This window comes from Arthrobacter sp. EpRS71 (assembly GCF_001512285.1).
GTDB lineage: Bacteria > Actinomycetota > Actinomycetes > Actinomycetales > Micrococcaceae > Arthrobacter.
This window is the reverse complement of sequence record NZ_LNUV01000006.1, coordinates 2267481-2290810: the sequence shown is the minus strand read 5'-3', so window position 1 is coordinate 2290810 and position 23330 is coordinate 2267481. Positions and strand designations below refer to the sequence as shown.

The 23330-nt window shown below is 63.5% G+C and carries 17 protein-coding genes; 8 read left to right on the top strand and 9 right to left on the bottom strand.

What is annotated here, in order from left to right; all coding sequences use genetic code 11:
• Positions 1-7: 7 nt before the first annotated feature.
• A complete protein-coding gene (locus AR689_RS21055; RefSeq protein ID WP_062073306.1) occupies positions 8-1171 on the top strand; it encodes a cystathionine gamma-synthase in 1164 nt (387 codons plus the stop codon).
• Between the two features lie 81 nt (positions 1172-1252).
• Here the strand turns inward: AR689_RS21055 and AR689_RS21050 are convergent, their stop codons facing one another.
• Positions 1253-3394, bottom strand: coding sequence for a phosphocholine-specific phospholipase C (locus AR689_RS21050; protein ID WP_062073304.1), 2142 nt, complete (start codon positions 3392-3394; stop codon positions 1253-1255).
• Between the two features lie 205 nt (positions 3395-3599).
• Between AR689_RS21050 and AR689_RS21045 the strand changes: the two genes are divergently transcribed.
• Positions 3600-4124 carry a winged helix-turn-helix transcriptional regulator gene (locus AR689_RS21045; RefSeq protein WP_062073302.1) on the top strand — a complete coding sequence of 175 codons (525 nt, stop codon included), beginning with the start codon at positions 3600-3602 and terminating at the stop codon, positions 4122-4124.
• Positions 4121-5509 (top strand): MFS transporter, encoded by a 1389-nt coding sequence (locus AR689_RS21040; RefSeq protein ID WP_062073301.1) that lies wholly within the window; start codon positions 4121-4123, stop codon positions 5507-5509. The genes AR689_RS21045 and AR689_RS21040 overlap by 4 nt, the downstream gene beginning before the upstream one ends.
• Before the next feature lie 162 nt (positions 5510-5671).
• Here the strand turns inward: AR689_RS21040 and AR689_RS21035 are convergent, their stop codons facing one another.
• The 4 genes from AR689_RS21035 to AR689_RS21020 are packed head-to-tail and all read right to left on the bottom strand — an operon-like array spanning position 5672 to position 11938.
• Positions 5672-8749, bottom strand: coding sequence for a glycoside hydrolase family 2 TIM barrel-domain containing protein (locus AR689_RS21035; protein WP_062073299.1), 3078 nt, complete (start codon positions 8747-8749; stop codon positions 5672-5674).
• The gene (locus AR689_RS21030) at positions 8749-9663 is read right to left on the bottom strand and encodes a carbohydrate ABC transporter permease (protein WP_062073297.1); all 915 of its coding nucleotides are present in this window, start codon (positions 9661-9663) and stop codon (positions 8749-8751) included. Before AR689_RS21030 ends, AR689_RS21035 begins: the two co-directional genes overlap by 1 nt.
• A complete protein-coding gene (locus tag AR689_RS21025; RefSeq protein ID WP_062073296.1) occupies positions 9660-10607 on the bottom strand; it encodes a carbohydrate ABC transporter permease in 948 nt (315 codons plus the stop codon). Before AR689_RS21025 ends, AR689_RS21030 begins: the two co-directional genes overlap by 4 nt.
• Positions 10604-11938 (bottom strand): ABC transporter substrate-binding protein, encoded by a 1335-nt coding sequence (locus AR689_RS21020; RefSeq protein ID WP_062073294.1) that lies wholly within the window; start codon positions 11936-11938, stop codon positions 10604-10606. Before AR689_RS21020 ends, AR689_RS21025 begins: the two co-directional genes overlap by 4 nt.
• A 142-nt stretch (positions 11939-12080) precedes the next feature.
• On the opposite strand from AR689_RS21020, the gene AR689_RS21015 reads away from it, so the two are divergent.
• Positions 12081-12722 carry a TetR/AcrR family transcriptional regulator gene (locus tag AR689_RS21015; RefSeq protein ID WP_062073292.1) on the top strand — a complete coding sequence of 214 codons (642 nt, stop codon included), beginning with the start codon at positions 12081-12083 and terminating at the stop codon, positions 12720-12722.
• 53 nt (positions 12723-12775) lie between these two features.
• Here the strand turns inward: AR689_RS21015 and AR689_RS21010 are convergent, their stop codons facing one another.
• The 4 genes from AR689_RS21010 to AR689_RS20995 form a co-directional block, all read right to left on the bottom strand.
• Complete coding sequence (locus AR689_RS21010; protein WP_062073290.1) at positions 12776-13951, bottom strand: acyl-CoA dehydrogenase family protein; 1176 nt, start codon at positions 13949-13951, stop codon at positions 12776-12778.
• Between the two features lie 133 nt (positions 13952-14084).
• A complete protein-coding gene (locus tag AR689_RS21005) occupies positions 14085-15611 on the bottom strand; it encodes an APC family permease (protein ID WP_062073289.1) in 1527 nt (508 codons plus the stop codon).
• Positions 15608-16813 carry a glutathionylspermidine synthase family protein gene (locus AR689_RS21000; protein ID WP_062073287.1) on the bottom strand — a complete coding sequence of 402 codons (1206 nt, stop codon included), beginning with the start codon at positions 16811-16813 and terminating at the stop codon, positions 15608-15610. Before AR689_RS21000 ends, AR689_RS21005 begins: the two co-directional genes overlap by 4 nt.
• A 2-nt stretch (positions 16814-16815) precedes the next feature.
• Positions 16816-17514 carry a hypothetical protein gene (locus AR689_RS20995; RefSeq protein ID WP_062073285.1) on the bottom strand — a complete coding sequence of 233 codons (699 nt, stop codon included), beginning with the start codon at positions 17512-17514 and terminating at the stop codon, positions 16816-16818.
• Between the two features lie 152 nt (positions 17515-17666).
• Here AR689_RS20995 and AR689_RS20990 point away from each other — a divergent pair, with 152 nt between their 5' ends.
• From AR689_RS20990 to AR689_RS20975, 4 genes are all read left to right on the top strand, one after another.
• Complete coding sequence (locus AR689_RS20990; protein WP_062073283.1) at positions 17667-19199, top strand: sensor histidine kinase; 1533 nt, start codon at positions 17667-17669, stop codon at positions 19197-19199.
• Positions 19196-19870 (top strand): response regulator, encoded by a 675-nt coding sequence (locus AR689_RS20985; RefSeq protein ID WP_062073277.1) that lies wholly within the window; start codon positions 19196-19198, stop codon positions 19868-19870. The genes AR689_RS20990 and AR689_RS20985 overlap by 4 nt, the downstream gene beginning before the upstream one ends.
• Before the next feature lie 63 nt (positions 19871-19933).
• On the top strand, positions 19934-20590 hold the full coding sequence (locus AR689_RS20980) for an MOSC domain-containing protein (protein WP_062073275.1): 657 nt from the start codon (positions 19934-19936) through the stop codon (positions 20588-20590).
• Between the two features lie 417 nt (positions 20591-21007).
• The gene (locus tag AR689_RS20975; RefSeq protein WP_062073273.1) at positions 21008-23182 is read left to right on the top strand and encodes a DEAD/DEAH box helicase; all 2175 of its coding nucleotides are present in this window, start codon (positions 21008-21010) and stop codon (positions 23180-23182) included.
• Positions 23183-23330 lie beyond the last annotated feature (148 nt).

The window sequence follows — 23330 nt, the reverse complement described above, 5'->3', positions numbered from 1 at the left end:
AGCTTCCATGTCTGCCACCAACAACGCCGGGTTCAACACGCGCGCCGTCCACGCAGGACAGGCTTTCGAACCAGTGACCGGCGCTGTGGTGCCCCCGCTGCACTTCAGCACCACGTACGCCCAGGACGGTATCGGCAACCTCCGCTCAGGATACGAGTACGGCCGGGGCGGCAACCCCACCCGTGACGCCCTGCAGGAGCAGCTCGCTGCACTTGAAGGTGGCACGGCTGCGTTCTCCTTCGGCTCGGGCCTGGCAGCTGAGGATTCACTGATCCGGGCGCTTGCCCGGCCGGGAGACCACATTGTGCTGGGCAACGACGCCTACGGTGGTACCTATCGCCTGATCAACCGGGTGCTGGGGGACTGGGGCATCGGCAACACCCCGGTGGACATGTCTGATCTCGACGCCGTGACCGCTGCGGTTGCTGCCAACAAGACGCGCCTGGTGTGGGTGGAGACGCCCTCCAACCCGATGATGAAAATCACGGACATCGAGGCTCTCGCCGCCGTGGCGCACGACGCCGGTGCCCTCCTGGTGGTGGACAACACCTTCGCGTCCCCCTACTTGCAGACTCCGCTGGCCTTGGGCGCCGATGTTGTGGTCCACTCCACCACCAAGTACATCGGCGGCCACTCCGATGTGGTGGGCGGTGCCATTGTGGTTAAGGACGCCGAACTTGCCGAGAAGATCGGTTTCATCCAGTTCGCGGTGGGCGCGGTGTCCGGCCCGATGGATGCCTTCCTGACTACCCGCGGTTTGAAGACGCTGGGTGTTCGCATGGACCGTCACAGTGAGAACGGTCAGGCTGTGGCTGAATGGTTGCTGCAGCGCCCCGAGGTGGAAGCCGTGCTCTACCCGGGCCTCCCGGACCACCCTGGGCACCAGCTCGCTGCCAAGCAGATGAAGAAGTTCGGCGGCATGGTTTCTGTGCAGTTCAAGGGCGGCGAGGCGGCTGCCCGCACGGTTGCTGAGTCCACCTCCGTGTTCACGTTGGCCGAATCTCTAGGTGGCATCGAGTCCCTGATGAACTATCCGTCAGAGATGACCCACGCCTCCGTGAAGGGTACTGAGCTGGCCGTCCCGGTCAACCTCCTTCGCCTCTCCTGCGGCATTGAAGAAGCTGAGGACCTCATCGCAGACCTTGAACAGGCCTTCGCCAAGATCAGCTAGTCCTTCGAATCCGGCTCTTGTTCGCATTCCTCACCGTTCTGCGGCGGGGTGACGAACAAGAGCCGGATTTCTTGGTAGTGGTTAGCCGGAGATTCCGTCGCTGCCGTCTTCCTCACGGCCGGTCAGGCGACGGCGGAACGTGGTGTCTTCGGCAGACGTCACTTCCAGGTCGTACCAGCCGTTCAAGGTCTCCCAACCGATCTTCCTGGTGTGCCCCGCCTTCAGTTTCACGGTCTCGATGCCCTCCGTGTACTGCAGTGACTTCAGTGCCAGGGTCACGGTTGCTGCGCCGTTGTTGCGCAGCTCCACTTCAATATCCCTCTTCCCTCGGCGCCCGTTGACGGTGACGTCGACGCCGGACGCAGCGCCCGCCGTCGTGCCCTTCAGTTCGTAGTGGTACCGGTTGGGGCCTGTGACGACGACGTCTACGGTGCTGGTAGGGGCGGGCAGGTCCACATTCTGCTGGCCGAGGACGTCCACGTGGCGGGGTTCAGTGACTTCGCCCGCGTAGCCATACACCGTGAAGTGGGCCGAGCGTGTCCCGGTATTGGCGAGCGTCAGCGCGACCTTGCCGGCTAGCACCGAAGCGGAAACCCGAGGCCTGTACGGGAGCGGGCGGGCGGGCCTGCTTCCCGTTTCCTGAAGGGGGGCCACCTGGACCGCGGGGGGATTCGGGCGCCAGCGGCTGATCTTGGTCGGAACAGCGTCGGGGTGCTCAAGGGTTGGAGGCGTGCCGGGGGAATGGAAGTTGAAGACACCGGTCAGGTCCCCGCAGATCTCACGGCGCCACGGAGAGATGTTCGGTTCCTCAACACCCGTCCAGCGTTCAAGGAAGCGGAGCACCGAGGTGTGATCGAAGACTTCGGAGCTCACGTAGCCGCCCACGGTCCAAGGGGAAACAACGGTCATGGGCACCCGCGGTCCCAGGCCGATGGGCCGGGCTGTGGTCCAGTCCGTGGACTCACCTGAGGTTGGTCGGGGCTGGACGGGCGGAGGGACGTGGTCGAAGTAGCCATCGTTCTCGTCAAAGTTCAGGAAGATGGCGGTGCTGTCCCAGGTGTCAGGGTTGCTGGCCACAGTGTCCAGGAGCCGGTAGACGAAGTTGGCGCTGCCCACCGGTGTGGATGCACCGGGGTGTTCGGAATCGGCTGCGGACGGTACCAACCAGCTAACCTTCGGCAGTGTGCCGCCTGCGATGTCTGCCCCGAGACGTTCCAGGAGAGTATCCGGACGTCCCCGCCACATGGCTTTGTCGAACAGGGACCTCTCGGCTTCCGTGAGGGTGGCGCGTCCCTGCTCCAGTTGGGCAAGGAGGCGGTCCTGCTCGGCTGCGGGCTTCCCTGCCAAGTGATCGTAGAACTCTTCGGTGGTCCGGAGGTTTCCATCCACGGATGCGAGAATTTTGCGTCCGATCTCCTTGAACGTTTGGAAGTACTCCACGGCGTTGTCGGTGAAGTTGTCCCAGTCCTGGTAGATCTTCCATGAAATTCCCGACTGTTCCAGGCGCTCGGGGTAGGTGGTCCAGCTGTAGCCGCCGTGATCGTAGCTATAAGCCGCATTGGTGACGGCGCGCTGGGTGGTTCCGGGCTCATTGCCCGTGGTACCGCTCCAGAGATAGTTGCGGTTGGGATTCGTGGAGCCGTTGACCGAGCAGTGGTAGGCATCGCAGATGGTGAAGGTGTCCGCGAGTTCGTACTGCAGCGGGATGTCCTGGCGTTCGTAGAAAGTCATGGTCGAGGCGCTCTTCGCAGGAATCCACCTGTCACACCAGCCGTTGTTCCACGCCGTGGTGGTCCCGTTGAAGGAGTGGTCCAGGTCGCCCAAGTACTGGATGTCGGAACCGGGCCTGCCAGCGAGTTCGGCGGCCTTGCGGAGGGAGAACGGCAACACGGTTTCACCGGTAGCCCGGGGCTGCTCAAACATGGACTTGCCATTGGGCAGGCGGGTCAGGGACTTGTCGCCGTACCCGCGGACACCGCGCAGCGAGCCGAAATAGTGGTCGAAGGATCGATTCTCCTGCATCAGGACAATCACATGCTTGATGGACTTCAAGCTTCCCGCCGGGACTGGCTTAGCCATGGCGGCCTGCACCGATGGAGGCAGCAGGGAACCAGCAGCCGCGAGCGCCGTCGCTGCAGCTGCCGTGCCGAGGAAGGTGCGACGGGAGGGGGCGGCGCTTTCTGCGGTTGAACGATTCATCATTTCCGGGGTATTCGTGGACATTCAGGGGTGCCTTTCGTGGTCTGAGTCGACTGGGCCAGCGTAGGCATGGAGAGTGAACCTCTGATGAAACTGAGGCAAACCGGCGGGGGTGTCGTTGTGCCGCTCGTATCCGGCGCCTGTTCGCTGCGCCCGCCGTAGTCCGCGGACGAAGGGGATCCTCCGCAACACCTAGCTTTCTTTAGAGAAGTCAGCTACTTTTGTGCGCATGCCTCTTCGTTCCGACTGGTCTGCCCGCACGTGCAGCCTTGCCCGCGGCCTGGATGTCCTTGGCGACCCTTGGGGGAGCCTGGTCCTTCGAGAGATCTTCTTCGGCAACGGCCGATTCGACGCCATTAAACAACGCCTCGAAGTAGCCGATGCCGTCCTCAGCAAACGCCTCGGATGGCTTCTCGACGCCGGGCTACTCGCTCACCGTCCCTACCAGGACGGTGCCCGCACGCGCCAGGAATACGTCCTCACCCCCAAAGGAGAGGATGCGCTGCCCGTGCTCAACGCCATCATCATCTGGGCCGAGAAACACTTGGACGCCCCCAATGAGGTGTCCCATATGAAGGTCATCCACACCGACTGCGGGCAAGCCACCATGTCCGCGGATACCTGCACCAACTGCGGCGCCCGGCTCACCGCAGCCAACACCAGCTGGCACAGTTTCAAACGCAGCGAGCACCCAGTCCCACTGGCTATCGCACCGCGTGAAGCCGCACCGACTGAGACGGAGATCCCCGCATGACCGCCGAAGTCACAAGCACACCGCCCGACGACACCAAGGCCCCCAGCGGCAAAACCCGCAAGAACCGGCGCCTCCACCCTGCCTGGATCGTGGCAGCAGTTGCCTTCCTGGCCCTGGTGGGAGCGGCAGGGTTCCGTGCGGCACCGGGCGTGCTGATGGTGCCGCTGCAGGAGGAGTTTGGCTGGTCCACTACGGTGCTGTCCCTGGCCGTGAGTATCAACCTGGTCCTGTTCGGGCTGACGGCCCCGTTCGCGGCGGCGCTGATGGAGCGCTTCGGCATCCGCAAGGTCACCTCCTTGGCTCTCTGCCTGATCGGGCTCGGCTCGGCACTGACAGTCTTCGTCAACCAGTCGTGGCAGATCCTGCTCACCTGGGGGCTGCTGATCGGCCTGGGCACAGGTTCCATGGCTTTGGTTTTCGCCGCGACCATCGCCAACACGTGGTTCGCCAAGAGCCGTGGCCTGGTGATCGGCATCCTCACCGCCGGCAGCGCAGCCGGCCAACTGGTCTTCCTGCCCTTCATCGCAGCGCTCGCCCAGAACCCGGGCTGGCGCGGAGCATCCTTGCTCATTGCAGCGGGCGCGCTCGCAGTGGTTCCGCTGGTGCTGCGCTGGCTACGGAACTCACCCGCCGACGTCGGGGTGTTGCCGTATGGTGCCGACGTACCCAACCCCCGCGCGGCCGACGCCGGAACAACGGCGAGGCCGCCAGTCAAGCCCGCCGCTGTGGTTCCTTTGCCAGGGGCCGGGGATTCCCCCAACGCAGCGGTTCGTGCCCTGCAGGTGCTCAAACGCGCGAGTAAAGTCCGCACATTCTGGGCCTTGGCAGCGGGTTTCGCGATTTGTGGGGCCACCACCAACGGACTGATCGGTACGCACTTCATTCCGTCTGCCCACGATCACGGCATGCCTGAAACCACAGCGGCGGGTTTGCTGGCCGTCGTCGGGATCTTCGACATCGTGGGGACCATCGCGTCGGGGTGGTTGACGGACCGGTTCAACCCCAAGGTGTTGCTGGCTGTGTATTACCAGTTCAGGGGGATCGGTCTGTTGGTGCTGCCGCTGTTGCTGGGCTCGTCGGTGGAGCCGAGCATGATCATTTTCGTGGTGGTCTACGGGCTCGATTGGGTGGCCACTGTGCCTCCCACTGCAGCAATTTGCCGCTCGGTCTTCGGTGCCGACGGGTCTGTAGTATTCGGCTGGGTCTTCGCGGCCCACCAACTGGGTGCTGCCGTGGCCGCACTCCTTGCCGGGTTCATCCGCGATGCCACCGGGCACTACAACTACGCCTGGCTGGGTGCGGCCGCCATGTGCACGGTGGCCGCGGTCATCAGTGCCACCATCCGCAAGGACGCCGTAAAGAAGGAACCCGTGGCGGCTGCCTAATACGGGTTCCTCGGGCCCTGTTGCGGGGCCCGCTCTGCGTGGTATTCCCGGGTTGAATCGCGCAAAACGGGCCCCACAACGCAGTGGGGTGGTGTTGTGGGGCCCGCTCTGCGCCCTTCGGGAGCCCGAGAGCGCGCAGAGCAGGCCCCGCAACGGGGGAATCTAGCCCGCTTCAGTGATCCGGAACGTCATGGTCCGGGCATCAGGACGCAAGGCGTACTGCGGCCAGACGTCCGGACCGCAGGCCCTGGACCCCAAACCATGCTGGGCAGCGTCCAGGTACAAATAGCTGCCCCGGCTTGCTGGCAACTCATGCGGATGCGCCGCTCCGGAGACCTCCTGTGCAGTGTGCCGCGTGAGGGTGAACCCCGGCAGCCTGTCCCGGGAGTCCGGAATGGCCGTGATCTCCAGCCAAGGATTCCCAGAGTTACCCAGTTCCAGCGAGCGGACGTTGCTGCGGTGCCCGGTTTCCTGCGGCTTCGCGTACGTCACCGCGAGGTCATCGATTCCCGCTGAGAAGCGTCCCATCTGTGTGGCATGCATGCTGTCCGGGTAGGACTCACGCGGACCGGCTCCAAACCAGGAAGCACCGTCCACGGATGCCGGCAGGTCAAAGCGGACACCGACGCGGGGCCAGATGATGTCCCATCCGGCGCTGGGCACAATGTCCACGCGCAGGAAGAGCTCGCCGTCCAGCAGTTGCCAGTCCTCCTCCACAGTGACCCAGTGGGCGACGTCGGCCGCAGCATAGCGTGTTCGTACGGCCACACCCGATCCGCTGGCCGTGACCTTCTCCACCCTGGCCGTCAACCTGTCCAACCCGGCATCGCGCCACACTTTTTCCAGGGAAGGTGCAGCAACGCCGTCGCCGTTGTTCAGCCACGGATCGGCAAGGTCGTAACTGCCGCGGCCCGCACCGCGATCGTTGTCCGTGGGTGCGCGCCACAGTTCCAGCCGCGGGCCGGACACCGGGAGGCCCGCCAGGGAAACTAAGCGGCCCTCCTCAAACCGTGCCTGGCCCAATGCCACGTCACCTTCCAGGTTCTCGCCTGCCCGCATCGCGGAGGACAACGGGCGGGGTGCGGCCACAGATTGACGGGTGTGGGTCAGGTCCAACTGGGCGAATGAGATGACATGGCCCCTCTCAGCCCAGGCTGTGTCCTTGCGCAGGACCGCTTCCACAGTGAGCCAGTGCTCTCCCGCTGCAACCCCCGCATCAAGGTCCGTCAGTTCGATCGTTGTGGAGGCACCAGCCGCCAGCGGCACCCCGGAGGGAGCGACGACGTCGAGCTCACCGGACGCGGTCACCTCGCCGTCCACTTCGGTGCGCCAGCGCAGGACGACGTCGGACGCATCAGCCGTGTGCCGCAGGTTGGATACGGAGACGGAACGGCGCGTCCCGGCGTCGTGCGTTTCCGTGCTGAAGCCCAAGCGCAGGGGAGCGACGATCTGCTTGTACTCGAAGAGTCCGGGGCTGGGGGTGGAATCGGAAAGGACCATGCCGTCCATCACGAAGTTGCCGTCGTGGACCACCTCGCCGAAGTCCCCGCCGTAGGCAAAGAACTCCTCGCCGTTGGTGTCCGTGGTGCGGATGCCGTGGTCCCGCCACTCCCACACAAAGCCGCCATGCAGCCTCGGGTAGCGGTCCACCAGGTCCTCGTACTGGTCGATCGCACCTGGTCCGTTGCCCATGGCATGGACGTATTCGCAGAGGATGAACGGTTTGGTCCGCTGGCGCGCGGACTCCGCTGCGGAACACCCCAAAAGCAACGAACCGGAGTCGTCCCGGCCGATCGCTTCGGTTTCCGGCACGGAGGAGTACATCCGGGAATAGACGTCGGTGTAAGCGCCGGTGTAGTCGCCTTCGTAGTGGACGGGGCGGCCAGTGTCCCGGGCATGCGTCCATGCGGACATCGCAGCCAGGTTGGAGCCGCTGCCCGACTCGTTGCCCAGGGACCACATGACGATCGAGGGGTGGTTCTTGTCCCGCTCCACGGTCCGTTCCATGCGGTCCACGTACGCTTCTCGCCACGCGGGATCATCGCTGGGGTTGCCCACCCAGCCGTGCCGTTCAAAGCCATGGGTCTCAAGATCGCATTCGAGGATCACCCAGAAGCCCATCTCGTCAGCGATGTCCAGCAGGCGGGGATGGGGCGGGTAGTGGCTGGTGCGGATGGCGTTGACGTTGAACTTCTTCATCAAGGCAAGGTCCTGGCGGGCGAAGTCCTCGTCAAACACGCGGCCGCGGTCAGGGTGGGTCTCATGCCTGTTGACGCCATGGAACACCACCCGCTTGCCGTTCACCAGGAACCGGTCGCCCCTGATCTCCACGGTCCGGAATCCCAGGCGCAGCGAAATGCTCTCCCCATCGCTGGACACGGTGGCGTTGTACAGGCGCGGAACCTCTGCGGACCAGGGCTCGACGGCGGCGATCGCCACCGGGGCGACGTCGGCAGGGGAGTTCCAGACGACGTCGACGTCCAGTTCGGGTACGGACAGCCGCACCGGGTAGGAGGCGTTGTCAGCCGTGATTTGGGGATCGATGACGCCCGCGTTGTTGGCGAAGGACGTCCGCAACCAGACGTCGTCGATGCCCTGGGCGGGGCGGGCCTGGAGCGTGACGTCGCGGAAGATGCCCGGCATCCACCACTGGTCCTGGTCCTCCACGTAGCTTGAAGCCGACCACTGATGGACCCGCACAGCCAGGACGTTGTGTCCGGGGCGTGCTGCCTCGGTGACGTCGAATTCCTGGGCCAGCCGGCTGCCGGTACCCACACCGATTTCACGGCCGTTAAGCCAGACCTTGTACCGGGATTCGACGCCGTCGAACCTCAGGACCAGGCGTTCGGCGTCCTTCCAGTCAGCGGGCAGCTCGAAGCTTCGGCGGTAATCCCCGGTGGGATTCTCATCCGGAACATGGGGTGCATCGGTGGGGAAGGGAAACTGCACGTTGGTGTAGATGGGCCGGCCGTAGTGGCCATCGCCTTCCAGGACCCAGTGGGCGGGAACCGGGATCTGGTCCCACCCTGAATCATCCAGATCTTCCTTGGCCACGCCTTCAGTGGGCTCGCCCGCGGGGAGGACACCCCGGCCTCCGGGTGTGCCTGGAGCGCCCGGCAGCAGGCGGAAACGCCACGTCCCGTTCAGGGACAGGGTAGGCGCATCGGTGTGCAGCCAGGATCGGGCAGGAAGTCTTGCGCCCGATCCCGGGCCGGTATCCGTGATGTAGCTGGAGGTCATTACTTAACGGCTCCTTCTGTCAGCCCACCGCGCCAGAAGCGCTGCAGGACAACCATGGCGATGCTGAGCGGAATGATGGACAGCAACACACCGCCCGTGGTCAATTCGTAGAATTCGGGCAAACGGTCAACCTGGCTGAGCCAGTTGTTCAACCCCAGCGTGATGGGGTACAGCTCGGAATCGGACAACATGACCAAGGGCAGGAAGTAGTTGTTCCAGATACCAACCAGTTGGAACAAGAACACGGTCACCAGCGCCGGAGTGAGCACCTTGAGCCCAATGGTGTGGAAGATGCGCAGCTCGCCCGCGCCGTCGATCCGTGCGGCTTCAATCAGCGAGGTATCCACGGTGGCCTGCGCGTAGATACGGCAAAGGAACAGCCCGAACGGGGACACCAAGGACGGCAGCAGGACGCTCCAGTAGGTGTTGGCGAGGCCCATCTGGCTGAACAGCAGGAACAACGGGAGGGCAGTGGCTGTACCCGGAACCAGGACGCCGCCCAGGATGGTGCCGAACACCAGGTTGCGTCCCTTGAACTGGTACTTTGCCAAGGCATAGCCGCCCGCCGCCGCGAAGTAGGTGGCCAGGAGCGCGCCGACTCCGGCGTAGATCGCGGAGTTCAGGAACCAACGGCCAAAGATGCCGTTGTCGTAGCTCAGGACGCGGCTGATGTTCTCCCACAAGGAGAACGTGGGGGCGAACCAGAAGCCATTCGTGGAGAAAAGATCCGACGTGGACTTGGTGGAGGCCACGAGGACCCAATACACGGGAATCAGGAAGTAGAGGGCAACCACCACCAGAAGTGCGGTGACGATGATGGTGGAGGACCGGCGTCGTCCTGCTGAGCGGTCCGGCCCTGCGGACGCCTTGCTGCGGACAGGTGCGGTGGGCTGCTTGGTGGCTGTAGTGGTCATGATGACTTCCTGTTCGTAAGCGCCAGGAAGGCGAAGGAAAGGACGAAGGCGGCCACTGCGATGATGACTGACTGGGCTGCGGCGACGTTGTAGTCGTTATAGGCGAATGCTGTGGTGTAAGCGCTGAGGTTGGGCGTGTACTGGCTGTCGATGGCTGGAGCAACGGTCTTCAGGACCTGCGCTTCAGCGAACAGTTGCAGCGTTCCGATGATCGAGAACACCGTGGTGAGCATCAGTGCGGGGCGGATCAAGGGGAGTTGGATGCTCCGGGCAACGCGCCATGTGGAGGCACCATCCACTTTGGCTGCCTCGTAGAGTTCCACCGGAATGGCTTTGAGCTGCGCCACGATGATGAGCATGTTGTAGCCGGTGTAGCTCCACGTGACGATGTTGGCGATGGACCACAGGACACTGTTGGCGCCCAGGAAATCGGGGGTCAGGCCCACGAGCTTGGCTGCGTCAAAGAGCGGGCTGAGCCCGGGCACGTACAGGAAGGACCACAGGATGGTGGCGATCACGCCGGGAACGCCGTAGGGCAGAAAGTAAGCGGCGCGGAAGAAGCCGGGCCACTTGGCGGATGCCGATTCCAGCATCAAGGCCAGGACCGTGCACAGGACAATCATCACCGGGACCTGGACGATGCCAAAGAGCAGCATCCGGCCGATGGACGCCACAAAGCTGCCGTCTGCCAAGGCTTGGGCGTAGTTGCTGAAACCGGCAAACTCACTGGTCACACCGGCCTCGCCAAAGAGCCCGCTCCGGGTCACCTTGGTGAAGCTGGAAACGATGGCCACAACGATGGGCAGTAGGAACGTGAGGACAAAGAGAGCCAGGAACGGCGCCAGCAGGAGCCACGGTGCGCGTGCGGCAGCACCCGTCCGCTTACTGCTGCGGGAGGTTGCGGCCGTTCGCTTCCCAACCGGTGCTGTTGATGTGGTGGTCATGCCGTTTCCTTCCGGATGGTGAGGCCCTTGTTCTTGAAAACGGTGATGATCTGCTGTTCCGAGGCAGCAATCGAGTCCACCAGGGATGTCCCGAAAGCCTTCTTGCGGAAACCGTCGCTGAGGATGTTGAAGGACTGCTGTGTCACCGGCCACCAGGACCATTCAGTGTTCTGCTGCTTCGTGGCCTTCACAAAGACTTCCTCGTTGTAACGTTGGCCGCCGAAGAAAGCGGAGGGCTGTTGCCGGTCCGTTCCAATGAACTCGGGGTTGGGTGACCAACCGATGCCGCTGTTCTTGATTTCGGCGTCGATTCCCTCTTTTGACGTGGTCAGCCAGACGGCAAACTCCAAGGCTTCCTTGGGATGTTTGCTGTTGGCGAGCACTGCGGCCGTTGAACCGCCGAGGTAGCTGGAACCGAATCCGGTGTTCCCCCATGTGGGCATGGGAGCTACGCGCCACTTGCCTTCGGAGCCGCTGACTCCCTCAATGAGGGCATCACCCCAACTGCCGGTGACGGTGGACGCGATGCCACCCTTGCCCGCGGCAGCGAACCATGCCGGAGTGAAAGCACCATAGGCGGTGGTGACGAGGTCGTCGTCGATCGCTTTGTCGAAGAAGCGTGCAGTGTTGAGCGTGGCGTCGTCGGTCATGTTGATGACCCAGCCGTCCTCTTCCGGTCGAAGCCAGGTTGCGCCGGCCTGTCCTGCGAAGGACGCGAAGGGGGAGGCGTCGCTGATGGGGAAGCAATCCAGATAGGTGTCCACGGAGCGGAGCTCCTTGGCCAGGACGGCCCAGTCATCCCACGTGCGCGGGGTGGTGCCGCCCACCTTCTTCAGGATTTCCGGCTGGTAGAACATGGCCATGGGGCCGGAGTCCTGGGGCAGTCCGTAGACGCCGCCGGTGTAACTGACCTGCTTCCACAGCGTGGGGTCGTACAAGTGGGCGTGGTCGTTGGCGCCGTAGCGGGACACGTCCACCAGGCCGTTCACCAGCAGGAACTCAGGGAGGGACCGCAGTTCCACCTGAGCCAGGTCGGGCCCGCCACCAGCGGCAAGAGCCGAGTAGAGCTTCTGGTAGCCACCGGCATTACCGCCGGGGATCCACACAACATCCACTTGGATATTGGGGTTCTTCGCGTTCCAGATATCGGCAACGTTCTGGAAATCCTTCAACCACGCCCAGTAGGTCAGCCGCACGGGCTCGCCGGCGGTGGCAATGGTGGGGGCGCTGTTGACGGACTGCATCCCGGGAGTCGCGCAACCGGCCAGCAGCCCCATGGCTGCCGTACCCAGTCCTGCGCCCAGGAGTTGTCTTCGCGTGAATGGGGTCATGAACCTTCACCTCTTCGTGTCAGATGCCGGCGCGCATGGATTCTGGGTCCATTCCACCGGGGTGTGACTACGGTAACAGAAAATTCGAGTGGCTACTCGAATTTGAGATATTGCCTCCGGCCCGCATGTACACTGACTAGCCATGACCACAAAGGACGTGGGCCGATCAGTGCGGCGTGGCCCCTACGCAAAATCCGAGGAACGGCGCCGGACCATCATGGACGCCGCCCACGCAGTGTTCGCGGCGCGCGGTTACCGGGGCGGATCACTGCAGGACGTGGCCGACCGTGCAGGGATGAGCCAGACAAGCCTGCTGCACTACTTTCCCTCCAAGCGCGATCTGCTGATGGCGGTCCTGGAGCGCCGCGACGAGATCACCAGCGGGGCTTTTCCCGACGACATGGAGGAGGGCCTGGCGGACTCGGTGATCCGCACAGCCCTGTACAACGAAGACATCCCGGGAGTGATTGAGCTCTACACGGTGCTGTGCGCGGAATCTGTCACGGACTCGCATCCCGGGAGGGACTATTTCACCGAGCGTTTTGAACGCCTGCGCACAAGCTACGCTCGTCGTTTTGCCGAATTGGCTGCCGAGGGCAGGCTGAAGCCTGGCGTCGAGCCTGATGAAGCCGCCATGTCCTTGGTAGCCCTGTGGGACGGGCTGCAGACGCAATGGCTGCTGGCCCCCGACGACGTTGACGTGGTCAAGGGCCTGCGTGGCTACTTCAATCTGGTGATCCTCCCCGACCCCGGCCCCACCCCCCCACCCGACCCAACTGAGTAGCAGATCAGGCCGTTCCCAGCGCTCAGAACGGCCTGATCTGCTACTCAGACGGGCTAGCCGCGGAAGGCGCCCAGGCCCGTGATGTGCTGCCCCAGAATCAGGGTGTGGACCTCGTCCGTGCCCTCATAGGTCCGCACGGATTCAAGATTGTTGGCATGGCGCAAGGGTGAATAGTCCAAGGTGACGCCGTTGCCTCCCAGGATGGTTCGGGCCTCGCGGGCGATCTTGATGGCTTCGCGGACATTGTTCAGCTTGCCCAGGGAGATCTGCTGTGGCTGCAGCTGCCCGGCATCCTTCAACCGCCCCAGGTGAAGAGCCAGCATGGTGCCCTTCTGGATTTCCACCAGCATGTTCACTAGCTTCTCCTGCGTCAGTTGATAGCCCGCGAGGGGGCGCCCGAACTGGAGCCGGTTCCCGGCGTACTCCAAAGCTGCTTCGTAGGAGTCCCGGGCAGCTCCCATGGCACCCCATGCGATCCCATAGCGCGCCTCGTTCAGACAGGAGAACGGTCCCCGAAGCCCCGAGGCACCCGGGAGGATGGCCCCGGGACCCAGCCTCACGCCGTCGAACGTTACATCGCACTGAATGGAAGCCCGCATGCTGAGCTTCGGTTCGATGGGCGTCGCGGTCACCCCTGACGTACCGGCGGGTACCAGGAACCCGCGGATGCCTTCTTCAGTGTTCGCCCAGACCACCATGACGTCCGCAATGGATGCGAGGCCGATCCAGCGTTTGGCGCCGTCCAGCACCCAGCCGTCGGCCGTTTGGCGGGCAAAAGTCGTCATGGACGACGGATCGGACCCCGCCGTAGGCTCCGTCAAGGCGAAACAGCCGATCAGCTCGCCCGCCGCCATCCGGGGGAGCCACTGTTCTTTCTGCGCCTCCGAACCCCACTTGTGGATAGCCGTCATGGCGAGGGAGCCTTGGACCGAGACGAACGTGCGGATCCCGGAGTCGCCGGCCTCCAGTTCCATCGCTGCAAGGCCATATTCGACGGCGGTCCGGCCGGGGCAGCCGTAACCCTCCAAATGCATGCCCAGGACCCCGAGCTCCCCGAGCTCCGTGGCGATCCCGCGGGGAAACACAGCGTCCTCATACCACCGGGCTATGTTGGGCCTGAACCTCTGGGAGGTGTAGTCCCGCACCCTGTCGCGGAGGTCGAGCTCCTGCGCCGTCAGCAGGGAATCCAGGGCCAGGACGTCGGAGGTGTTCGTCGTTGAATCGCTCATTCCAGCATCCTAGGCGCCCAACGCGGCGTTCCTCCCCGGTTAGTTCCGGCGCACCCACGCGAAAGGGCCGGAAACACCAGTGTCGCAGGGTGTTTCCGGCCCTTTCGGGACACTAACCGGGAAGGACGGCGGCCTACTCGCCGCGAACCACCCCAACCTCGGCCCGCTCACCGGTGAAGTAACCCCGGGTGGAGGGTGCGAAGCGGCAAACGATCGCCAAAACGACGCCCAAAGCCAGCAGCAGCACGCCGCTGACGAACGCCCCGCCAATGCCGAAGATCTGCGTGTCCCCGTAAGCCGGGTCCCACATCTGGACTGCGGAAATGAAGAACGCCGCAGTGAGGGACAGTGCGCCCAGGAGCGGCAGGATGCCTCGGAACCACAGGTTCCTGGCGGAATCCCGGAGCGTGGAGCGGAAGAACCATACGCAGGAGAATCCGGTCAGTGCGTAGTAGAACGCAATGAACAGGCTGATGGCACTGATGGAGTCCGAGAGCAGGTTTTCGCTCAGGAAGCTCATGGCAACGTAGTAGACCACGGCCACTGCACCCATCACCTGCGTGGAGAACCCGGGCGTCATGAAACGCTCATGGACCTTGCCGAACCGGGGAGGCAGGGCACCGTGGACACCCATGGACAGGGTTCCGCGGGCAGTGGGCAGGATGGTGGTTTGTGTGGAGGACAAGACGGACGCCAGCACTGCCACAATGATCAGCCAGCCCCAAGGGCCCAGCACAACGTCTTTCATGGCCAGGAAGACGTCGTCCTGGTTCGCCTCGTTGCCCAGTCCGATGCCGTCGGTACCGATCGTGGCGTACATCATCACCAGGAGGGCCACGGAAACGTAAATCGCCAACAGGACAGTGGCCGAAATAACGGCGCCACGGCCGGGGGTCTTGGCCGGGTTTTCCGTCTCCTCGTTCAGCGCCAGGCAGGTGTCCCAGCCCCAATAGATGAACAGTGCCAGCAGGACACCGTGAACCACAGCGCCGGGATCGGCAAAGGCGCCGGCAGGGTTGAACCACTCAAAATCGAAGGCTTGTCCCTCAGGGGCTCCGCCGGCGATTCGGAAAACAATGGCCACTGCGAAGATGCCCAGCGAGATGTACTGAATGTAGGTCAGGGTGCGCTGGACATGCTCGCCCAGCCGGATCCCTCTGTGGTTCACGTAGGTCATGAACACAATGAAGAGCACGCCGGTGGCCGTCACCAGCCACGTGTTGTCAGCCAAGGAACCGTCGCCAATCAACAGCCACAGATACTTGCCGGCGATTTGCGCAAGGTTGGCCAGCACCACCACACCGGCCAGGGCCACACCCCAGCCGCCGAGCCAACCAGCCCAAGGACCTAACGCCTTGCGGGCCCAGAAAAACGTAGTACCGCAGTCCGGCATGGCGCTGTTGAGCTCGCGGAACGCATACGCAATAAACAGCACGGGGATGAAGCCGAGGATCAGGATCAGGGGAGTGTAGTTGCCGTTGACGGCAACGATGAGCCCCAGCGTTGCTGCCAGCGAGTAGACAGGCGCGGTGGAGGCGAGGCCCAGCATGACGGAGTCGCCCAGGTCCAGGATTCCGGCGTGGAGGCCTTTGGGAGGTACGACGGCGGTACGGTTGCCGCCCGCTGAGCCGCCACCCGGCGTCGAGGTTTCAGTGCTCATAGTGCAGCTCCGTAGGAAGTAGCAGGGGGCGCGATGGGCGCCGGGGCGTCAATGGTGTTGGGAACAAAGCGGCAGAAGTAGTCCGTGATGGGTCCGTCGGATTCGCGGATGCCACAGCCCACGGATTCACCGTCCACTACCCACAGACCCAGGACAGGATGGTTCCCGTCAAAGTCCGGGAGGGAGTGGTATTGCTGGAAGCACCAGCCTTCACGCCCGTAACCACCAGGTTGCTGGATGTCGATGCCGGGGGCATGAATGCGGATGTTGTCGCCTTCACGTCCGTGCAGCGGCTTGGCCACCCACTCCTTGAGTGGACCCGGATCGCCAAGGTAGGCGGGTAACAGGTTCGGGTGGTCAGGGTAAAGGTGCCATAGTGCAGCGAGCAGGGCTTTGTTGGACAGCAGCATCTTCCACGCAGGTTCAACCCAGCGCGGGTTGTGGGCGCGCTGGAGGAGACGGTGCCCAAAAGGCTCCTTCATCATCAGTTCCCACGGGTACAGCTTGAACATGGTGCTGATCATGAAGTTGTCCAGGTCCACGAACCGGTTCAGGTTGGGGTCCCAGCCGATATCGGACATGTTGATGCCGATGGTGGTCCAACCACCCTGGCTCGCCACGTCCCGCATATAGGCGGCCGTCATCCAGTCCTCGCCGGATTCCTCCGCCTCCGAGTGGGCAACATGCAGGGTGCTCATGCCCGTGCGGAACTGCAGCTTCTTCCACTGACGAATCAGTGCCTCATGAATTCCGTTCCACTGGTCCTTTTCCGGGAAGACGTCCTGCAGCCAGAACCACTGGGCAACGGAAGCCTCGATCAGCCCGGTAGGGGTATCGGCGTTGTACTCCAGCATCTTGGCTGGCCCACCCTTGCCGTCATAGATGAAGTCGAAGCGACCGTAGATATCCATGTCCGCGGCCTGCAGCGACTCTCCGGCGAGTTCCAATGCCTGCTGCCCAATGCCGATATCGCCCATGGCACCGGTGGCGAGGTACTTTGCGGCCTCCAGGGACATGATGTGCATGTCCTCGGCGGTCTTCTCGAGGGTTTCCACCTCGTCTTCGGTGAATTCGTAGTAGGCCGATTCGTTCCAGTATTCGATTTTCCGGCCGTTGGGCATGGTGGTAGTGGAAAATACCAGGCCCTGTTCTTCGATCTTTTGCTTCCAGTCCGGCCTGGGCTCGGAGGACAGTCGCCGCACGCCTAGCCTCCCGAGCTTCCGCCGCTTTTGGAACTGCTGCCGAAGCCGCCGCGGCTGACCGTGCCGCCCTTGGTGCTGTATCCCTTGGAGGACTTGGCGTCCGTGGGGACATTCTTGGTATAGCTCGGGTAGGAGCTGCGGTTCTGGCCCAGGGCGGGCACGCTGGCTCCGCGGGAATAGAAGTACCAGGCGTAAGCTCCGGAGCTGCGGCCCCCCGAGCTGCTGTTGTCACACTGGTTGTCGTCTACGCGCTCGCCGGTTTCCTCGTTGAAGCAGACTTGCGCGTAGTCAGCTTCCTCCTTGTTGCTGGCCACAATTGCGGTGATGGTTCCGGCCAGGAGGGCAGTCACGCCCAAACCCACCACCAGGGTGCGGCGGTGCGAGCGCTTCTTCTTCTTGGCCGCCTCGGCCTCACCGCGTTCGCGTTCTTTGGCGAACGGGTCAACCACGGGGAGGGGTTGGCCGGGTTTGGGTGCAGCAGCCCCCGCCTGGGGTGCTCCGGCGGGCGCTTTCCTGCGCTTCCCGGAGCTGCCTTGCGCAGGCTCTTTTTCGACGGGTGTGAACAGTTCAGGGTGGAGCTCGGGCTTGGGTACCTGCCACGGAGGAGGCTTCGGCGGGTTGTTGCCCGCGGCAAAGTCGGCGTTGTTGTCCCTGCTGCCGCCGTTATTGCCGGCTGCGTCAGGGCTGTCTTTCGGGCCCATGTATATCCCCCTGGATAGACCGTTGAAGTGTCCAGCGCCACGCCGGACCAGAATACTCAGAGCAAGCCTAGTCGCTGTGTGCCCCTCAGGCACGGGTAACTGCCGTAAATGGGGATAAGTCCCCATGCTTGGAAGCATGTAAGGATGTAGCCATGGCGGGACCTGAAGCAAACAGCAACGGCGACGACGGCGTGCTGTTGAGACTCCCGCCGGTCCGCGGCATTGGCGCCGGGCGCGTCATCACTGGCCTGGTGCTGGCTGTTCTCTTACCACCGGGCATCGAAATCATGGTCACGGTCCTCGGATTCCGCAACTTTGCCATGATCATGCTGTTACAACTGGCCGTAGCGGTTGCAGTGGCGGCCATCGGAGGTTTGTGGCCGGCGGTGGTGGCCGCAGTGCTGGGCAGCTTCCTCCTTAATTACTTCTCCGCGGACCCGGTGGGGTCCCTCTCCATTGCCGATCCCACCACGTTGTTCACGTTGGTGGTTTTCCTTGCCGTGGCGTACGGGGTTGCGCTCGCCGTGGGCCTTGCCAGCCGCCGGGCGCAGGAAGCAGCCCGCTCAGGCGCCGAAGCCACAGCCCTCAGTGAGCTCGCCCTGCGGATCCTGAGCTCGGACGGAAGCCTGGAATCTTTCCTTGAGAAAGTGCGCGGCAATCTGGGCATGGAAGCGTTGACGCTGCTGGGTGCACCTCTACACGGTGCGGCCGGTGCGGCCGGGGCGCCACCGGAATGGCGTGTCTTGGCCGGTGCGGGCCCGAATCCGCCGGTGACCCATGCCGCCGCAGACCATACCGCCGTCGTCGATCCCCACTACACCTTGCTGCTGCGCGGCGGTCCGTTGTCAGCGCACCAGCAACGGATGCTGGCTGCGTTCGGGGCTTTCGTCGTGGCTGTCCGGGACAGGCAGCAGTTGGTGGAAAGCCGGCGAGACAATGTGCGCTTGGCTGAGGGCAATAAGATGCGGACCTCCATCCTGCGCGCTGTCTCACATGACCTCCGGACGCCGTTGGCCGGAATCAAGCTCGCTGTCAGCAGCCTGCGCCAAGAGGACGTGAACTTCCCGCCGGACGTGGAACGCGAGTTATTGGAGACCATTGAGGAGTATGCGGACCGCTTGGACCATTTGGTGGACAACTTGCTGGACATGTCGCGGATCACGGCCGACGCGGTCAACCCGCTGCTGACAGGGATTGTGTGGGCTCAGGTGTTGCCGCAGGCGTTGCGGGGAGTTTCCAGGGAGCGGCTGCGTAACGAGCTGCCGCCCAATCTTCCGCCGGTGCAGGCGGACGCCGGAATGCTGGAGCGGGTGGTGGCCAACATTGTGGAGAATGCTGTGAAGTATGCGCCGGACTCCGATGTTGTCCTCACGGCCCGCGCGGGTGAGGGGATCACTTTGGGGGACCGGCCCGCGAGCGAACTGCGAATCATTGATCACGGCAGGGGAGTAGGGCACAGGGAAGTGGTGGATATTTTCCAGCCGTTCCAACGCTTCGGTGATTCCCCGTCCCCTTCGTCGGGCCCGGGAGGGGGTGTCAGTGCCGGCGGGGGGATCGGATTGGGCCTGGCCGTTGCGAAAGGATTCAGCGAGGCCATGGGTGGCAGGCTCGCGGCGGAGCCGACGCCGGGTGGCGGCTTGACCATGGTGGTCACGTTGCCGCTGTGGACAGGAGATGCACAATGACGTTGGTGCTGATAGTCGAGGATGAAGCCCGCATTGCCCGCGCCATGCAGGTGACCCTGCAAGCCCACGGATACCAGGTGCTGACTGTGGGAAACGGTGCCGACGCCTTGCAAGCTGCCGCCAAGCAACCCGTGGAGATTGTGGTGCTGGACCTCGGTTTGCCGGATATGGACGGGGTGGAGGTCATCCGCCGCATTCGTGGCTGGAGCAGTATGCCCATCATTGTGCTGTCCGCACGGCACGCCTCGGAGGACAAGGTGGAAGCGCTCGACGCCGGTGCGGACGACTACGTGACCAAGCCCTTCGGTTTGGATGAGCTGCTTGCGCGTCTTCGGGTCGCCTCGCGCCGGGTTGTTACCGAACATGAGGAGCCGACGCTGGCCACCATGGATTTCATGGTGGACCTGGCGGGCAAGAAGATCATCAAAGATGGCTCGGAAGTGCGCCTGACACCCACGGAATGGAACATCCTGGAGCTGCTGGTCCGCAATAAGGGGAAGCTGGTGAGTCAGCAGCAGATCCTCACCCAGGTTTGGGGGCAGGCGTACGCGAAGGAAACGCAGTACTTGCGCGTATACATAGCCCAGCTGCGGCGGAAGCTGGAGCGGGATCCCGCCGAGCCGCGGCACCTGCATACGGAAGCGGGCATGGGCTACCGCTTCGATCCCTGATCCTGGTCCACCCCGGCCCTGATCCCGGCCCTTCTGGCCCGGGACGTCCGTACACTGGTGTCCATGAACACCGCATCCCTTCTTGCCGTCTGCCGTGTGCACCAGTTGCTGCCCGACCCCGCGGGGAGTGTGGGCGTCACCGGTATGGACAAGCGTCCTGTGGTGGAGCCGGTGAAGGTCCATAAGCTGGGGCTCCATGGGGATGTCCAAGCCAACCGGGTGGATCACGGCGGGGAAGACCAGGCCCTCTACGCGTATTCGCAGGCAGATGCGGATTATTGGTCCGGTGAACTGCAGCGGGAGATGCCAGCCGGGATTTTTGGCGAGAACCTGCGAGTCGCCGGAATCGAAACCACAGGAGCGGTCATTGGCGAGCGCTGGAAGATCGGCTTGGACGTAGAGCTTGAAGTGACGTCCCCCCGTGTTCCGTGCGCTACCTTCCAACGGGTGATCGGCGAGCCGCAATGGGTGAAGCGCTTCACGCATGCCGGCCGGGTTGGAACCTACCTCCGGGTGATCAAGACAGGCACCATTTCCGCGGGAGACCACATCCACCGCACCTTCGTCCCCAAGCACGGCATAACCGTAGGCCAATGGTTCAGCGAACCCACCCCGGAACTGGTGCAGATTCTGCTGGACGCCGATGCTGACGGAGAGATCCGACTGCAGGAGGACTATCACCCGGCCTTCGAGAAAGTGTTGCGCAGAAGCGGCCTCTAAGTCTGCGTAGGAGCGGCTTTGAGGACGGTACCGGAGCGCCACCAGATACTGGTGTGAACAAGCTCACCCGGATTTTGTCATCCCTCAAGTCGCGGTGACGGGCCTCTGTGCCCTACACTTGAAATATCCCCCACTCCGGAAATCCCTTTATCCTGCCCAATTCTTGAGGCAGGACTGGTAAGTGTTGGGGCCCGCAAATGTGTGTGGGCATTTTCATAGGGAGAGCCGGCTAAAGAAAACGCTGTACAGACTGCTGGGATAGCAGCCAAGAGATGCAGCGGGAAGTCCTGCCATGGGATTGCGATAGCGCCGGACTTCTTGCGAAAGCAGGGCACCTTTCCTGTTTCTCGCGACGAGTAATGCGGCCAAGCCCAACCGGGCCGCGCCGACTGCCCTATGGATGAGGAATTTCCCCCTATGACCGAAAATCTCAACGAAAACTTCGACGCCGAGTCCGCTGATGTAGCGACCCCCGTTTCTGCTGATGTTGCAGAAACCTCCGCTCCCGCCGAAGCTGAAGCACCGGCCGTTGCCGCTGCCCCCGTCGAGAACGCTGTAGCTGAGACTGCAGCCCCCACCTTCACCGAAGCTCCCGCTCCCAAGGCGGACGCTGAGGACGAAGAAGGCGTCAAGTTCGTCGATCTTGGCATCGACGGCCGTGTTCTGGCCGCCCTGCAGGATGTCGGCTACGAGAAGCCGTCCCCCATTCAGGCAGCCACCATCCCGTTGCTGCTCGAAGGCCGCGACGTTGTGGGCCTCGCCCAGACCGGTACCGGCAAGACCGCGGCTTTCGCCGTTCCTGCGCTGTCCCGCCTGGCTGAACTTCACGACCTCAACGGCCCGTCCCGCAAGACCCAGGCCCTGGTCCTGGCTCCGACGCGTGAACTTGCCCTCCAGGTTGCAGAAGCCTTCACCTCCTACGCCAAGCACATTGACGATTTCACCGTCCTCCCTGTGTACGGCGGCTCCGCCTACGGCCCGCAGCTGGCCGGCTTGCGCCGCGGTGCTCAGGTTGTTGTGGGTACCCCCGGCCGTGTGATCGACCACATCGCTAAGGGTTCCCTGGACCTGTCCGAGCTCCAGTACCTGGTACTGGACGAAGCTGACGAGATGCTGCGCATGGGCTTTGCCGATGACGTTGAGCAGATCTTCCAGCAGACCCCGGAAACCCGCCAGGTTGCCCTGTTCTCTGCCACCATGCCGGGCCAGATCCGCCGCATGTCCAAGCAGTACCTGAACAACCCTGCTGAAATCTCGGTGAAGTCCAAGACCACCACCGGCGCCAACACCAAGCAGCGTTACCTCCAGGTCATGGGCCCGCACAAGCTGGACGCCCTGACCCGCATCCTCGAGGTTGAAGAGTTCGACGGCGTCATCGCCTTCGTGCGGACCAAGATGGCTACCGAGGACCTCGCCGACAAGCTGAAGTCGCGCGGTTTCCAGGCTGCCGCCATCAACGGCGACATCCCGCAGCAGCAGCGCGAGCGCACTGTTGACGCGCTGAAGGAAGGCCGCATCGATATCCTCGTGGCCACCGACGTCGCTGCCCGTGGTCTTGACGTTGAGCGCATCAGCCACGTCATCAACTACGACATCCCCCACGACACCGAGTCCTACGTGCACCGCATTGGCCGCACGGGCCGTGCAGGCCGTTCCGGTGACGCCATCCTCTTCATGACGCCGCGCGAGAAGTACTTGCTGCGTTCCATCGAGAAGGCAACCCGTCAGCCGGTGGAGCAGATGCACCTGCCCACCGCTGAGACCGTGAACACACTGCGCCTGGGCAAGTTCGCCGAGCGCATCACCGAGACCCTCGCTTCCGAGGATGTCGCAGCGTTCCGTGACCTCATCTCCTCCTACGAGGAAGAGCACAACGTTCCGGCTTCGGAAATCGCTGCAGCCTTGGCCGTCATGGCACAGGGTGGACAGCCGCTTTTGGTCAAGGAACTGCCTGCCGCTCCTGAGTACCAGAAGCGTGAGCGCTCCAAGGACGGCTTCGGCTCCCGTGGCCCCACCCGTGCACTCACCGAGGGCAACGCCACCTACCGGATCTCCGTGGGACGCCGTCAGCGCGTCATGCCGGGTTCGATCGTTGGCGCCATTGCCAACGAAGGCGGCATCTCCTCCGCACAGATCGGCGGCATCGACATCCGCTCGGACCACTCCTTGGTGGAGCTCCCGGCAGACCTGAGCGCTGATCAGTTGCGTGCATTGTCCCGCACCCGCATCGGTGGTGAGTTGATCAACCTTGAGTTGGACAACGGCCGCAGGCCCAGTGGCGATCGTGGCAGCTACCAGGGTGGTGGACGTGGTGGCTATGGCGACCGCGAAAACCGCGGTGGTGGAAACTTCAAGGGTGCCGGTGGTTTCAAGAAGGACTTCCGCAAGTCCGAAGGCGGCGAGCGTACCTCCGCTGACCGTGGTGGCCGCTCCTACAGCGACCGCTCCGAGCGCACCGCAGGCAGCTTCGGCGACCGCGATCGCGGCCAGGCCAGCGGATCCCGCTTCGGCGGTCACGGTGATGGCGCACGCAAGCCCCGCAGTGGTGGCGAAGGCGGACACCGCGATTTCAACCGCAAGGGCAAGTGGTAAACACTTCCTTGGTGGTAAACACTAAGTAGTTCCCGTCAGGGGGTCGGCTTTAGAGCCGGCCCCCTGACGTGTTTAACGGGGTTACATGCACCCCCGCCCCGCCCCGCCGTACGATCGAGGCACGGCTGAACGCAAGCAGAACGCAGGA

Excerpts from the sequence above, each read along its gene's own strand:
- AR689_RS21005 (WP_062073289.1), bottom strand. The coding sequence starts at position 15,611 with ATGAGCACTGAAACCTCGACGCCGGGTGGCGGCTCAGCGGGCGGCAAC.
- AR689_RS21025 (WP_062073296.1), bottom strand. The coding sequence starts at position 10,607 with ATGACCACCACATCAACAGCACCGGTTGGGAAGCGAACGGCCGCAACC.
- AR689_RS21015 (WP_062073292.1), top strand. The coding sequence starts at position 12,081 with ATGACCACAAAGGACGTGGGCCGATCAGTGCGGCGTGGCCCCTACGCA.
- AR689_RS21055 (WP_062073306.1), top strand. The coding sequence starts at position 8 with ATGTCTGCCACCAACAACGCCGGGTTCAACACGCGCGCCGTCCACGCA.
- AR689_RS20990 (WP_062073283.1), top strand. The coding sequence starts at position 17,667 with ATGGCGGGACCTGAAGCAAACAGCAACGGCGACGACGGCGTGCTGTTG.
- AR689_RS20975 (WP_062073273.1), top strand. The coding sequence starts at position 21,008 with ATGACCGAAAATCTCAACGAAAACTTCGACGCCGAGTCCGCTGATGTA.
- AR689_RS20985 (WP_062073277.1), top strand. The coding sequence starts at position 19,196 with ATGACGTTGGTGCTGATAGTCGAGGATGAAGCCCGCATTGCCCGCGCC.
- AR689_RS21045 (WP_062073302.1), top strand. The coding sequence starts at position 3,600 with ATGCCTCTTCGTTCCGACTGGTCTGCCCGCACGTGCAGCCTTGCCCGC.
- AR689_RS21010 (WP_062073290.1), bottom strand. The coding sequence starts at position 13,951 with ATGAGCGATTCAACGACGAACACCTCCGACGTCCTGGCCCTGGATTCC.
- AR689_RS21035 (WP_062073299.1), bottom strand. The coding sequence starts at position 8,749 with ATGACCTCCAGCTACATCACGGATACCGGCCCGGGATCGGGCGCAAGA.
- AR689_RS20995 (WP_062073285.1), bottom strand. The coding sequence starts at position 17,514 with ATGGGCCCGAAAGACAGCCCTGACGCAGCCGGCAATAACGGCGGCAGC.
- AR689_RS20980 (WP_062073275.1), top strand. The coding sequence starts at position 19,934 with ATGAACACCGCATCCCTTCTTGCCGTCTGCCGTGTGCACCAGTTGCTG.
- AR689_RS21020 (WP_062073294.1), bottom strand. The coding sequence starts at position 11,938 with ATGACCCCATTCACGCGAAGACAACTCCTGGGCGCAGGACTGGGTACG.
- AR689_RS21030 (WP_062073297.1), bottom strand. The coding sequence starts at position 9,663 with ATGACCACTACAGCCACCAAGCAGCCCACCGCACCTGTCCGCAGCAAG.
- AR689_RS21050 (WP_062073304.1), bottom strand. The coding sequence starts at position 3,394 with ATGTCCACGAATACCCCGGAAATGATGAATCGTTCAACCGCAGAAAGC.
- AR689_RS21040 (WP_062073301.1), top strand. The coding sequence starts at position 4,121 with ATGACCGCCGAAGTCACAAGCACACCGCCCGACGACACCAAGGCCCCC.